Source organism: Saccharomonospora sp. NB11 (genome assembly GCF_015910535.1).
Taxonomy (GTDB): Bacteria; Actinomycetota; Actinomycetes; order Mycobacteriales; family Pseudonocardiaceae; genus Saccharomonospora.
Map to the genome: position 1 here is coordinate 302,247 of NZ_JACBJG010000006.1, position 13,004 is coordinate 315,250.

Genomic DNA, 13,004 nt, shown 5'->3' on the forward strand with positions numbered 1-13,004 from the left:
CTGTCCGCGGTCCACAGCGGACCCCTCGACAGCCGTGGGGAGCTTTCACGACATGACCGAATCCCGACCAGCGGTCGAACTGAAGGGGATCACCAAGCGGTTCCCCGGCGTGGTGGCCAACTCGGACGTGCACCTGACCGTGCGTGCCGGCGAGGTCCACGCGTTGTGTGGTGAGAACGGTGCCGGCAAGTCCACCCTGATGAAGATCCTCTACGGCATGCAACAGCCGGACGAGGGCACCATCGCCGTCAACGGCGAGTTCGTGCGACTGCGCAACCCGCAGGACGCGATCAAGGTGGGCATCGGCATGGTGCACCAGCACTTCATGCTCGCCGACAACCTGACCGTCAAGGAGAACGTGCTCCTCGGAGCCGAGGGGCTGCACGGCATCGGCAAGGCCGCGACCAAGCGGATGACCGAGCTCGCCGAGCGCACCGGCTTGCGGGTCAACGTCGACAGCCTCATGGAGAACCTGGGCGTCGCGGACCGCCAGCGCGTGGAGATCGTCAAGGTGCTCTACCGCGGGGCGCGCATCGTCATCCTCGACGAGCCCACCGCCGTGCTGGTGCCGCAGGAGGTCGACGCGCTGTTCGACACCGTGTCGGCGATGCGCGAGCAGGGCTACACGTTCATCTTCATCTCCCACAAGCTCGACGAGGTCCGCAAGATCGCCGACAGCGCCACGGTGATCCGCCGCGGCACCACCGTCGGCACCGTGAATCCGCGTGAGGTCAGCTCGCGCGAGCTGGCCGAGATGATGGTGGGCTCCGAGCTGCCGAGCCCGGAGACGCGCGAGTCCACCGTCACCGACCGGGTCGTGCTCAAGGTGGAGAACTTGCGGCTCGACGCCGAGGGCTCCGAGCGGGCCGTGCTCGACGACGTGTCGCTGACGGTGCGCGCCGGTGAGGTGCTCGGCATCGCCGGTGTCGAGGGCAACGGCCAGACCGAGCTGGTCGAGACCATCATGGGCATGCGCAAGGCGTCGGCGGGGCGGATCGAGCTGCTCTGCGCCGACGGCACGAGACGCGACATCACCAAGCTCGGCACGTTGGCACGCCGTGAGGCGGGGATCGGTTACGTCGCCGAGGACCGCCACCGCCACAGTCTGCTGCTCAACCGTCCGTTGTGGTCGAACCGCATCCTCGGCTACCAGACCCGGAAGCCGGTGTCGAACGGCAGGATCATCGACTGCTCCGCCGCGCGCGAGGACACGCGTCGCATCGTCGAGGAGTACGACGTCCGCACCCCGGGTGTGGAGGTCGCCGCGGGCGCGCTGTCCGGCGGAAACCAGCAGAAGCTCATCGTCGGCAGGGAACTGTCCGGCGATCCCGTGTTGTTGATCGCCTCCCACCCGACCCGTGGTGTCGACGTCGGTGCCCAGGCGCTGATCTGGGACCGCATCAGGGCAGCCCGCCGCGCCGGTCTCGCGGTCCTGCTCATCTCCGCCGACCTCGACGAGCTGATCGGGTTGTCGGACACCATCCGCGTCATGTTGCGCGGTCGGTTGGTCAGTGAGGCCGATCCCGCCACCGTCACGCCCGCCGAACTCGGCTCGGCGATGACCGGTGCCGGTGAGAGCCACCCAGTTCCCGAGGACGTCGCATGATCTCCTGGCGTACCGCCCTGCTTCCACCCGTCATGGCGATCGTGTTCGCCATGGCGCTGTCGTCCGTCGCCCTGCTCGTCTCCGGCGCGAACCCGCTCGAGGCGTTCGCCACCATGGGCGCGCAGTTGTTCGAAGGCACGACCGCCGTCGACACCGTGAACCTCGCGGTCGTCTACTACTTCGCGGGTCTGGCCGTCGCCATCGGGTTCCAGATGAACCTGTTCAACATCGGTGTCGAGGGCCAGTACCGGTTCGCGGCCGTGGTCGCGGCGATCGTGGGTGCGGCGATGGAGCTGCCGCCGGTGCTGCACGTGCTGGTGATCCTCGCCGTGGCCATGCTCTCCGGTGCCGCGTACGCGCTGCTGCCCGCGATCCTGAAGGTCACGCGCGGCGTGTCCGAAGTGATCACGACGATCATGCTGAACTCGATCGTCTTCGGCATCGTGGCCTACCTGATCAGCGCCGAGCAGTTCGGTGTCCAGCGCGGCAACAACATCAGCACCGCCGAGATCCCGGAGACCGGGTGGATCCCGGGCATTCCGCTGGGCGAGGCGGGAACCGTGTTCGGTTCGGTGGTCATCGCCGTCGCCCTCGGTGTCGGGTACTGGTTCCTGCTGAACCGCACGCGCTTCGGCTTCGAACTCCAGGCCAGCGGTGAGTCGCCCACGGCGGCCACGGCGGGCGGTGTGAGCGCCAAGCGGATGACCATGATCGCGATGCTGCTGTCCGGCGCGGTCGCCGGACTCATCGCGATGCCCGAACTTCTCGGCCGCGACCACGTGTATGCGATGACCGCGACCCAGGGCTACGGCTTCACCGGTATCGCGGTGGCCCTGCTCGGCCGCAACCATCCCGTCGGGGTCGCCTTCGGCGCGCTGCTGTGGGCGTTCCTCGACAAGTCGGCCGTGTCGCTGGAGACCATCGGAGTGCCGAGGGAGATCGCCACGATCATCCAGGGCACGATCGTGCTCTCCGTCGTGGTCGCCTACGAAATCGTCAAACGAGCGGAACTCGCCGCCGAGCAGCGCCGGGTGGGTCGCCAGACCCGTAACGGCATGCCCGCGAGCGTCAGCCAGGGAGGTGCGGTGTGAGCACCACGGTCGAGACCGGGCCCCAGAACACGGCGGGCGCGACGAAACCGGCTCCGCGGGAGCGGCGCCCGATGCCGGGATGGCTTCGTGGGGTGCTGTGGGCCGTCGCGGCCATCGCGGTGCTGTCCACGACGTCGTACCTCACGGGCATCGACACGCTGACGTCGAGCAACACGTCGCAGACGGCGTTGCGGCTCGCGCTGCCCATTCTGTTCGCCGCGCTCGGCGGGCTGTGGGCGGAACGGTCGGGCGTCATCAACATCGGCCTCGAAGGCATGATGATCCTCGGCACGTGGGGCGCGGCGTGGGGCGCGTACTACGGCGGGGTGTGGACCGGCCTGCTCGTGGCGATCGTCTTCGGTGCGCTCGGCGGGTTGTTGCACGCCGTCGCCACGGTGACGTTCGGTGTGAACCACATCGTGTCCGGTGTGGCCATCAACCTCCTCGGGCTCGGCGTGGCGAAGTACCTCGCCGACCTCGTGTTCGAGCCGCTGTCGGGCAACCCGAGGCAGTCGCCGCCCGTGCCGAAGTTCGACACGTACTCCGCGACGTTCCTCGCCGACTGGCTGAAGGACCTGGAGGACGCCCAGCGGGTCGGGATCTCCGACGCGGCGGGTCTGTTGCGAGGGCTCGTCACGCAGGTGTCGCCGCTGGCGATGCTGGGCCTGCTGCTGGTGCCGATCAGCTACTTCGTGCTGTGGCGCACCCGGTTCGGGCTGCGGCTGCGCTCGTGCGGTGAGAACCCGGTGGCGGCCGAGTCGCTCGGGGTGAACGTCTACGTCCACAAGTACGCGGCGCTGCTGGTCTCCGGTGGTCTCGCCGGTATGGGCGGTGCGTCGCTGGTGCTGCTGTCCGGTGGTGCGGACTACCTGGAGAACCAGACGAACGGCCGAGGCTACATCGGTCTCGCCGCGATGATCTTCGGTAACTGGCGGCCCGGCGGGCTGCTCGGTGGTGCGGCGTTGTTCGGCTACTCCGACGGTCTCCAGTTGTCCGCGGGGGGAGAGGCCGTGCTGGCGCTCTGCTACGGCGCGGTGCTCCTGCTGGTGCTGCTCGCGGCCGTCCAGCTCGCGCGCAAGCAGTGGTTGGCCGCCGGACTCGCCGGTCTCGGTGCCGCGGCGCTGTACTACGTGTACTGGGCCAACGACGAGCTGCCGCGTGAGCTGATCCCGTACACGCCGCACTTCGTGACGATCATCGTGCTGGCGGTGGCCGCGCAGAAGCTGCGGCCGCCGAAGGCGATCGGCAAGCGGTACCGCCGAGGAGAGGACGACTGATGTCCGCACCGGAGATCGACTGGGAGCGGTTGCGGTCCGAGGCGACGGCGGCGGCGCAGAAGGCGTACGCGCCGTACTCGCGGCTGCGGGTCGGTGCTGCGGCGCTGACCGACGACGGCCGGATCGTCACCGGATGCAACGTGGAGAACGCCTCCTACGGTCTCGGCCTGTGTGCCGAGGCCACCATGACCGGGCAGCTTCGGCTGTCCGGCGGAGGCCGGTTCGTCGCGGTCGCCTGCCGTTCCGGTGAGGGCGAACTGCTGATGCCGTGCGGCCGGTGCCGTCAGTTGATCTACGAGTTCGGCGGTACCGACTGCCTCGTCGACACTCCTGCGGGAGTGCAGCCGATGACGGCCGTGTTGCCGCAGGCGTTCGGGCCGGAGGATCTGCCGTCATGAGTGTGGAACCGTTCGCGGCGGTCGACGTCATCCGCACCAAGCGGGACGGTGCTCGACTGACCGACGCGCAGATCGACTGGGTGATCGACGCCTACACGCGCGGTGTGGTCGGCGACGAGCAGATGGCGGCGCTGGCGATGGCCGTGTTCCTGCGCGGCATGGACGCCGAGGAGACGGCGCGCTGGACCGGCGCGATGATCGACTCGGGGGAGCGCCTGACGCTGCGGTGCTCGCGTCCCACGGTCGACAAGCACTCGACGGGCGGGGTCGGCGACAAGATCACGTTGCCGCTGGCTCCGCTCGTCGCGGCCTGCGGTGCCGCCGTGCCGCAGCTCTCGGGTCGCGGACTCGGGCACACCGGCGGCACGCTCGACAAGCTGGAGTCCATCCCCGGCTGGCGGGCCGAGTTGTCGGCCGACGAGATCGATCGTCAGCTTGAGGACGTCGGCGCGGTGGTCTGCGCCGCCACACCCACTCTGGCCCCTGCCGACCGGAAGCTGTACGCGCTGCGGGACGTCACGGCCACCGTCGAGGCCGTGCCCCTGATCGCCAGCTCGATCATGAGCAAGAAGATCGCCGAGGGTGCGGGGCGGTTGGTGCTCGACGTCAAGGTCGGCTCGGGTGCCTTCATGAAGACCCGTGATCAGGCCCGGGAACTCGCCGAACGACTCGTGGCGATCGGCGCGGCGCACGACGTGGCCACTACCGCCCTGCTCACCGACATGAGCACGCCGCTCGGGGTCGCCGTCGGCAACGCGGTCGAGGTGGCCGAGTCCGTCGAGGTGCTGCAGGGCGGTGGCCCGGCCGACGTCGTGGAACTCACGCTCGCCCTCGCGCGCGAGATGCTCGCCCTCGCCGGGCTCGGCGACGTCGACCCGGAACGGGTGCTCGCCTCCGGGCAGGCGTACGAGACGTGGTGTCGCATGATCGCCGCCCAGGGCGGCGATCCGGAGGCCCCGCTGCCCACCGCACAGCACGTGCAGGTCATCGAGGCGCGCGAGTCGGGTGTGGTGGCCGGGCTGGACGCCTACGGCGTCGGCGTGGCCGCGTGGCGACTCGGTGCGGGTCGGGCGCGCAAGAGCGATCCGGTGCAGGCCGCGGCGGGTGTGCGTTGCCTCGCCAAGCCCGGCGACCGGGTGGAGCGCGGTCAGCCGCTGTTCGAACTGCACACCGACACCCCGGAGGCGGTGGCGGCGGCCGAGCCGCTGCTCGACGCGGCGCTCGTCCTCAAGGACGTCACGGACATCTCGCCCGGAGACGCCGACGCCCCCGCGGCCGTCGAGGCACGCGAGGGCGTCGTTCTGGAACGGTGGGGACACGACCGGCGCTGACCGGTCGGGTCCACCCCCTCAGTCGTCGGAGTCGGCGTCGGCCTTGGCCTTGGCGTCGGCTCCCTTGGTGTTACGGCCGTTGCGGCGGCGCGGCTGCCGCGGCGTGGGAGGCGCGGAGATGGCGGGCTGCGGCGCCGGCCCGCCACCGAGCATCAGCTCCGCGAACGTGGCCATGGCCTCGTCGAGCTGACCACCGATGCGGCGCTCCGACTCCTCGTTGCTCTTGCGCACCACCGACGTGAAGTAGTCGTTGTCGGGCTGCTGCGCCAGCGTGCCCTCGACCTCCGACAGCCCGGACTTGATCGAGCCGTCCAGCTCGCCGAGGCGCGTCGCCACGTTCTCCTCGACCTTGTCGAGGCGGGAGGCCAGCGCGTCGAGGCGGTTGCCGAGCTGCTCCAGCCGCTCGCCCAGCGTGTCGAACCGCGCCGTCGGGTCGAGGATCTCGGCCGTGTCGTTGAGCGCCGAGCGCAGCGACTCGGAGGAGTCCGACACCGCCGAGCGCAGCGATTCCGACGTGCTGGACAGGCGCTCCTTGGCGTCGGCGTCGAGACGGTCGACGCGCTCCTTGAGACCGGTCTCCAGCGTGTCGAGCCGCTCGCGCATCGGACCCTGCACCGCCGTCGGCACGTGGTCGATCTTCATGTCCTGCTTGTCGAGGTGGTTGCCCAACTCGTCAAGCCTGCGGTGGATGTTCGAGAGCTTGTCCTCCAGGCCGTCCATCCGGCCGGCGACGCCTTCGAACCGGGCCGCGACCCCGTCGAGCCTGCCGTCGAGCTGTGCGAAGGGCTTCGCAAGCTTGTCGACGATGGCCTCCACGGAGCGGGCCAGGTCGGCGAGCGCGTTGTCCTGCGCCTCGAGGCGGGTCATGGCCTCGTCGAGCCGCTCGGCGAGTACGCCGACCTCGGTGCGGTCCGGCAGCTCGGAGAGTCGCTTGCGCACGGCGCCGAGCGAATCCACCGGCGCGAGCCTGGCGTAGATGTCGTCGAGCGCGTCGAAGATCTGCTGCTGCTCGCTCTCTCGGACCTCGGCCGCGCGCACCAACATGTTGCGCATCCGGTCGAAGGACGGGGCTGCGAGGTGATTGTCAGTCGTCACTGCGGTGTCCTTCATCGGCGGGGAAGATGGGACGTCGATCGCAGCCTAGCGACCAACCCATTGCAGAGGGTATTCCCCCCAGGCCCGGACCGCGTGACGTGCGACTCCGACGATTGGATAACGAGGGGGTCACCGTCCAACGTTCGAGTACAGCGTGAGACTTCGCCACCCGATCGGGGTGGACCGTGGTGAACGTCCGGGTGTCGCCGGGTGTGTCGGGCCCGCGCAGGTACCGTCATCGCATGTCGACGCGAACCGTTCCGACTCCGCACGAACTGCGCAGCGCGCCCAAGGTGCTGCTCCACGACCATCTCGACGGGGGGCTGCGACCCGGCACCGTCGTCGAGCTCGCCGACGAGATCGGGTACCAGGGCCTGCCCACCACCGATGTCGACGAGTTGAGCCGTTGGTTCCGCAACGCCGCCGACTCGGGCTCCTTGGAGAAGTACCTGGAGACGTTCGCCCACACCTGCGGGGTCATGCAGACCGAGGAGGCGCTGTCGCGGGTCGCCGCGGAGTGCGTGGAGGACCTGGCCGACGACGGCGTCGTGTACGCCGAGGTGCGGTACGCCCCCGAGCTGTTCGTCGAACGTGGGCTGTCGTTGGACGCGGTCGTCGAGGCCGTGCAGGACGGGTTCGAGCGTGGGCGCAAGGCCGCCGCCGAACGCGGCAAGCAGATCCGGGTCGGGCAGTTGCTGTGCGCCATGCGGCAGCACGCGCGGGCGCTGGAGATCGCCGAGCTGATGGTGCGTTACCGCGACCGCGGCGTCGTCGGCTTCGACATCGCGGGCCCGGAGAAGGGCTTCCCTCCCACCCGCAACCTCGACGCGTTCGAATACCTGCGGGAGAACAACGCGCACTTCACCATCCACGCCGGTGAGGCGTTCGGACTGGCGTCGATCTGGGAGGCCATCCAGATCTGCGGAGCCGAGCGGCTCGGCCACGGCGTTCGCATCGCCGACGACATCACGACGGCCGACGACGGCAGCGTCTCGTTGGGCAGGCTCGCCGCGTACGTGCGCGACCGTCGCATCCCGCTGGAGGTGTGCCCGTCGTCGAACGTCCAGACGGGCGCGGCGGCCTCGATCGCCGAGCATCCGATCGGCCTGCTGGCGAAACTTCGGTTCCGCGTGACGGTGAACACCGACAACCGGCTGATGAGCGGCTGCTCGGTGTCCTCGGAGTTCGCGGCGCTGGTCGACGCGTTCGGCTTCGACTGGTCGGACGTGCAGTGGTGCACCATCAACGCGATGAAGTCGGCGTTCATCGGCTTCGACGAGCGGCTCGACATCATCGACAACGTGATCAAGCCCTGGTACGCCGAGCGCGTGTGAGCTGACGAAAACGGTCGTCGTCCCGGCGTTCAACCTCGGGACGACGACCGTGTACGTCGAATCAGTTCAGGTGCAGGCGGTTCTCGAAGGTCTCGACGAGCCTGCGCCACGTCTGCTGCTCGGTGTCGAACGGCGCGCTCGGGGTGAGCCGCGTCGGGTCGGGCCGCAGCACGAAGGACACCAGCCAGCCCAACCGCTCCGAGGTGGCCAGTTCCTTGCCCACCTCGTCGTCGCCCGCCCAGTCGGCGGCGTCGCGCAGCAGTTCCACCGCGAGTTCGAGCTGCGTCGGGTCGATGGCGTCGACGCCGTCCGCGATGTCCTCGTCGAGCCCGGCGAGCACGTAGGTGTTGTCCGGGTCGACCTCGATCTCCAGCTCACCCGCGGTGGCCGACGCCAGCACCTCGTCCCACGTGGAGACCGTGGCGATGTCGGTGTGGGCGAGGTCCGCGCCGTCCGCCAGCGCCCGCGCCAGCGCGCGCTCCGACGGATACACCTCGATGGTGCCTTCGGAGCCGAGGAACACCGGCTCGTCGTCGAGGTAGCAGCGCAGGGTGTAGTAGTCGCGCGCCGACGTCTGGATCTTGATCGGGTCGATGCCGACCTCGGCCCAGAAGCCCTCGGGCTCGTCGTCGTAGTCCTCGTCGTCGGTGTCGGACGTCTCGTCGGCGTCGGCGGAGTCCCGGTCGACCGGATCGATGTCGTCGAGATCGTTGTCGCTGTCCACGCCGGCCTCGGACTCGGCGGACTCCTCGTGGAACGCCGCGAGTTCCTCGGCGGTGGCGTCGAGCGTCGCGGAGTCGACGTCGGGAACGGTGACGAGTTCGTCGATGGCGTCGAGCACGGTGTCCCACTTCTCCGACACCGTCTTCGACAGCTCGTTCCACAGTCGCGCGCCCTCACGGCCGCTGAAGGGAAGCTGACCCTGGTCGAGCAGGGAGAAAGCCTCGGAGCTGTCGAGAACCTCGTGCACCTCGTCCAGCTCGCACACGTCCGCGAGCGAGCGCACGATGTTGACGATCTCGGCGAGTTCGGACAGCGTCCAGGAGTCCGGTTCCTCGGCGACGAGTTCCGGGACGCCCACGAGGTCGAAGCAGTGGTCGTCGTCCGGGATGAGTTCCGGCACGTTCAGCGCCGGCACGGCTTCCCACGCGGGGTGGTCGAGCAGGTCGTGCTGTTCGGCCGTGCGCACGTATGCGGCGAGGTGCGCGGCGTCGGGGAACGCGTAGAGGTCGTCCTCGTCGCCGAGGAAGGCTTCCCACTCCTCGCCGTCCTCTCGCCATCGTGGCGCCCACAGGGTCACCAGATCGCCTTGTGGCAGCCCGAGTTCGATCGGGATGATATCCTGTGCCATTCCGCCCTCCGGAAACACCTGTGCACGAGCCGGCTCTCGGCATTCGAAACCGGACGTGTTAGCCGAAGCCTACGGGTTCCGGCTTCGCGCCGCGATCACCCCTCACGGGATCGGCACGTCAGTGACACGATCTAAGGCACGATGACTGACTTTCTCACGAACCGCCTTCCGGGCGACAGCGATCCCGACGCGCTCTTCGACGCCTTCTCCACGTGGGCGCAGGAGCGTGGTCTCGAGTTGTACCCGGCGCAGGAGGAGGCGCTCATCGAACTCGTGTCGGGGGCGAACGTGATCCTCTCGACACCGACGGGCTCGGGCAAAAGCCTCGTGGCGGTCGGCGCCCACTTCGCCGCGTTGGCGGAGGGCAGGCGCAGCTTCTACACCGCGCCGATCAAGGCGCTGGTGTCGGAGAAGTTCTTCTCGCTCGTGGAGATCTTCGGCGCGGACAACGTCGGGATGATGACCGGCGACTCCAGCGTCAACCCCGATGCCCCGATCATCTGCTGCACAGCGGAGATCCTGGCCAACCTGGCTCTGCGGTTGGGGCCCGACGCCGACGTGGACGAGATCGGTCAGGTCGTGGCCGACGAGTTCCACTTCTACTCCGAGCCCGACCGCGGCTGGGCGTGGCAGGTGCCGCTGCTGGAGCTGCCGAAGGCGCAGTTCCTGCTCATGTCGGCCACGCTCGGCGACGTGTCCTTCTTCGAGAAGGACCTGACCCGCCGCACCGGCCGGTCGACGGCCGTGGTGACCTCGGCGCAGCGCCCGGTGCCGCTGACGTTCCGCTACGCGCTGACGCCCATGCACGAGACCGTGTCGGAGCTCGTGCACTCGAACCAGGCCCCCGTCTACATCGTGCACTTCTCGCAGGCCGCCGCCGTGGAACGCGCGCAGGCGCTGATGAGCATCAACGTGTGCTCGCGGGCGGAGAAGGACGCCATCGCCGAAGCCATCGGGGACTTCCGGTTCTCGGCAGGGTTCGGCCGGACGTTGTCGAGGCTCGTGCGGCACGGGATCGGCGTGCACCACGCGGGAATGCTGCCGAAGTACCGACGGCTCGTGGAGCAGCTCGCACAAGCCGGTCTGTTGAAGCTGATCTGCGGCACCGACACGCTCGGCGTCGGCATCAACGTGCCCATCCGCACCGTGGTGCTGTCCGCGTTGACGAAGTTCGACGGCACGCGGCAACGCCACCTCAAGGCGCGGGAGTTCCACCAGATCGCGGGCCGCGCCGGCCGGGCGGGCTACGACACCGACGGCTACGTGGTCGTGCAGGCCCCCGACCACGTCATCGAGAACGCCAAGGCGCTGGAGAAGGCGGGCGACGACCCGAAGAAGAAGCGCAAGATCGTGCGCAAGAAGGCGCCCGAGGGCTTCGTCAACTGGACCGAGAGCACATTCGAGCGCCTCGTCGCCGCCGAGCCCGAGCCGCTGACGTCGAGTTTCAAGGTCAGTCACTCGATGCTGCTCAACGTGATCTCGCGGCCCGGGGACGCCTTCACGCACATGCGTCGGTTGTTGGAGGACAACCACGAGGACCGGCCCGCACAGCGCCGACACATCCTGCGAGCCATCGCGATCTACCGCTCGCTGCTCGCCGCGGGCGTGGTGGAGGAGTTGGACGAGCCGGACGCGGACGGTCGCCGGGTGCAGCTCACCATGGACCTGCAACTCGATTTCGCCCTGAACCAGCCGCTGTCCCCGCTGGCGTTGGCCGCCATCGACCTGCTCGATCCGGAGTCGCCGTCGTACGCGCTCGACGTGGTGTCGATCGTCGAGGCCACTGTGGACGATCCGAAGCAGGTGTTGGCGCAGCAGCAGTTCAAGGCGCGCAACGAGGCCATCGCGGCGATGAAGGCGGAGGGGATCGAGTACGAGCAGCGGATGGAACTGCTCGACGACGTCACCTATCCCAAACCGTTGGAGGAGCTGCTCGACGCCGCGTACACGCGGTACCGGCAGGGACAGCCGTGGGTCGCCGACTACCGGCTCTCGCCGAAGTCGGTCGTGCGCGACATGTACGAGCGGGCGATGAACTTCGTCGAGTACATCGGCTACTACGGGCTCGCCCGGTCCGAGGGCGTGTTGCTGCGGTACCTGGCCGACACCTACGACGCGCTGCGCCGGACCGTGCCCGACGACGCGAAGACCGAACCGCTGCAGGACTTGATCGAGTGGCTCGGCGAGTTGGTGAGGCAGGTCGACTCCAGCCTGCTCGACGAGTGGGAGGCGCTGCGCCACCCCGAGGCCGTCGAACGCGACGAGTCGGGCCGACCCGCCGTCGCGGAGGGCCCGCCACCGGTCACGCGCAACGAGCGCGCGTTCCGAGTGCTCGTCCGCAACGAGATGTTCCGCCGCGTGCAGCTCGCGGCCCGAGAGGACTACGAGGCCCTGGGCGAGCTCGACGCCGAGTCCGGCTGGGACGCCGAGGCGTGGGAGGACGCGCTCGCGGACTACTACGACGTCTACGACGAGATTCGCACCGGTCCGGACGCGCGGGGCCCGGCTCTGCTGGTCATCGAGCAGGAGTCCGACCACTGGCGGGTTCGGCAGATCCTCGACGACCCCGAGGGCAATCACGACTGGAGCATCACCGCCGAGGTCGATCTCGCGGCTTCCGACGAGGCAGGCCAGGCCGTGATCCGGCTCGTGGACGTCGCCGAGAGCTGATCGTGTCCCCAGGGGGCCAGTCCGACGGCTGAGCTTACCGCGTCGCCGACAGCACACGAACGATATGCGGTGCGTGACGCTTCCGGCACTCTGTGTACCTTCAGTTGATCACTGAGGGGAGCGGAGCAGGTGCGCAAACGAACGATGAGTGTCCGGGGCTTGGCTGCGATGTCCGCCATGGTGATGACCGTGGTGTCGACACCGGTCGTGACGGCGACGCCCGCGCAGGCGGTGCCCGCACCGGCGATGGTGGCCGAGGTCGCGCAGGCCAGGACCGTCGTCACGTTGGTCACCGGTGACAAGGTCGTGGTCGGCCACGACGACGTCGAGTTCGTGCCCGCGCAAGGGCGCGAGCGGGTCGGCTACCGCCGCTATGCCGAGCACGACGCGATGTACGTCGTCCCGAACGACGCGGCGGCGCTGATCGCCGACGGCACGCTGGACAAGCGGCTGTTCGACGTGACGACGTTGGTGAAGGCCGGATACCACGACGGCGTCCGGGACGACGTGCCGATGCTGGTGTCCTATCGCGACGACACGTCGTCCGGGACCCGCGCGCGTGCGGCCGTGGACGGCGCTGCCGTGGAGACCCGCTCGCTCGCCGCGATCACGGGCGCGGCGCTGGAAACCGTGAAGACCGAGGCGAAGAAGTTCTGGGACCGGGTGCGTCCGATGCTCGAACCCGGCGCCGAGATCGAGCGGTTGTGGTTGGACGCGCCGGTGAAGGCGACGTTGGCGGAGAGTGTGCCGCAGATCGGTGCGCCGGAGGCGTGGGACAGCGGGCTGACCGGTGAGGGTGTGCGGGTCGCGGTGTTGGACACCGGCATCGACGCCGATCACCCGGACCTTGC

At 69.1% G+C, this 13,004-nt stretch carries 9 protein-coding genes and 1 pseudogene; 8 read left to right on the plus strand and 2 right to left on the minus strand.

Features of this window, described 5'->3' with window-relative positions:
- Positions 1-52 precede the first annotated feature (52 nt).
- Genes JAV51_RS11935 through JAV51_RS11955 form a run of 5 tightly spaced genes read left to right on the plus strand, consistent with a single transcriptional unit; the run spans position 53 to position 5,703 of the window.
- Positions 53-1,606: an ABC transporter ATP-binding protein gene (locus tag JAV51_RS11935; RefSeq protein ID WP_197320754.1), complete on the plus strand. Its 1,554-nt coding sequence runs from the start codon at positions 53-55 to the stop codon at positions 1,604-1,606.
- The gene (locus JAV51_RS11940; RefSeq protein WP_197320755.1) at positions 1,603-2,697 is read left to right on the plus strand and encodes an ABC transporter permease; all 1,095 of its coding nucleotides are present in this window, start codon (positions 1,603-1,605) and stop codon (positions 2,695-2,697) included. Before JAV51_RS11935 ends, JAV51_RS11940 begins: the two co-directional genes overlap by 4 nt.
- The gene (locus JAV51_RS11945) at positions 2,694-3,974 is read left to right on the plus strand and encodes an ABC transporter permease (protein ID WP_197320756.1); all 1,281 of its coding nucleotides are present in this window, start codon (positions 2,694-2,696) and stop codon (positions 3,972-3,974) included. Before JAV51_RS11940 ends, JAV51_RS11945 begins: the two co-directional genes overlap by 4 nt.
- Positions 3,974-4,372 (plus strand): cytidine deaminase, encoded by a 399-nt coding sequence (locus tag JAV51_RS11950; protein WP_197320757.1) that lies wholly within the window; start codon positions 3,974-3,976, stop codon positions 4,370-4,372. The genes JAV51_RS11945 and JAV51_RS11950 overlap by 1 nt, the downstream gene beginning before the upstream one ends.
- Positions 4,369-5,703, plus strand: coding sequence for a thymidine phosphorylase (locus JAV51_RS11955; RefSeq protein ID WP_197320758.1), 1,335 nt, complete (start codon positions 4,369-4,371; stop codon positions 5,701-5,703). The genes JAV51_RS11950 and JAV51_RS11955 overlap by 4 nt, the downstream gene beginning before the upstream one ends.
- Before the next feature lie 18 nt (positions 5,704-5,721).
- On the opposite strand, the gene JAV51_RS11960 is transcribed toward JAV51_RS11955, so the two are convergent.
- Entirely contained in the window at positions 5,722-6,798 is a 1,077-nt protein-coding gene (locus tag JAV51_RS11960) for a PA containing protein (RefSeq protein WP_197320759.1), read from the minus strand.
- Positions 6,799-7,040: 242 nt separating this feature from the next.
- Between JAV51_RS11960 and JAV51_RS11965 the strand changes: the two genes are divergently transcribed.
- A complete protein-coding gene (locus tag JAV51_RS11965; protein WP_197320760.1) occupies positions 7,041-8,132 on the plus strand; it encodes an adenosine deaminase in 1,092 nt (363 codons plus the stop codon).
- Positions 8,133-8,193: 61 nt separating this feature from the next.
- On the opposite strand, the gene JAV51_RS11970 is transcribed toward JAV51_RS11965, so the two are convergent.
- Entirely contained in the window at positions 8,194-9,483 is a 1,290-nt protein-coding gene (locus tag JAV51_RS11970; protein ID WP_197320761.1) for a primosomal protein, read from the minus strand.
- A 141-nt stretch (positions 9,484-9,624) separates the two neighbouring features.
- Here JAV51_RS11970 and JAV51_RS11975 point away from each other — a divergent pair, with 141 nt between their 5' ends.
- Positions 9,625-12,153, plus strand: a complete 2,529-nt coding sequence (locus JAV51_RS11975) for an RNA helicase (RefSeq protein WP_197320762.1) — start codon at positions 9,625-9,627, stop codon at positions 12,151-12,153.
- A gap of 168 nt (positions 12,154-12,321) precedes the next feature.
- Positions 12,322-13,004, plus strand: a pseudogene (locus JAV51_RS11980) (peptidase S8); the annotation flags it as partial.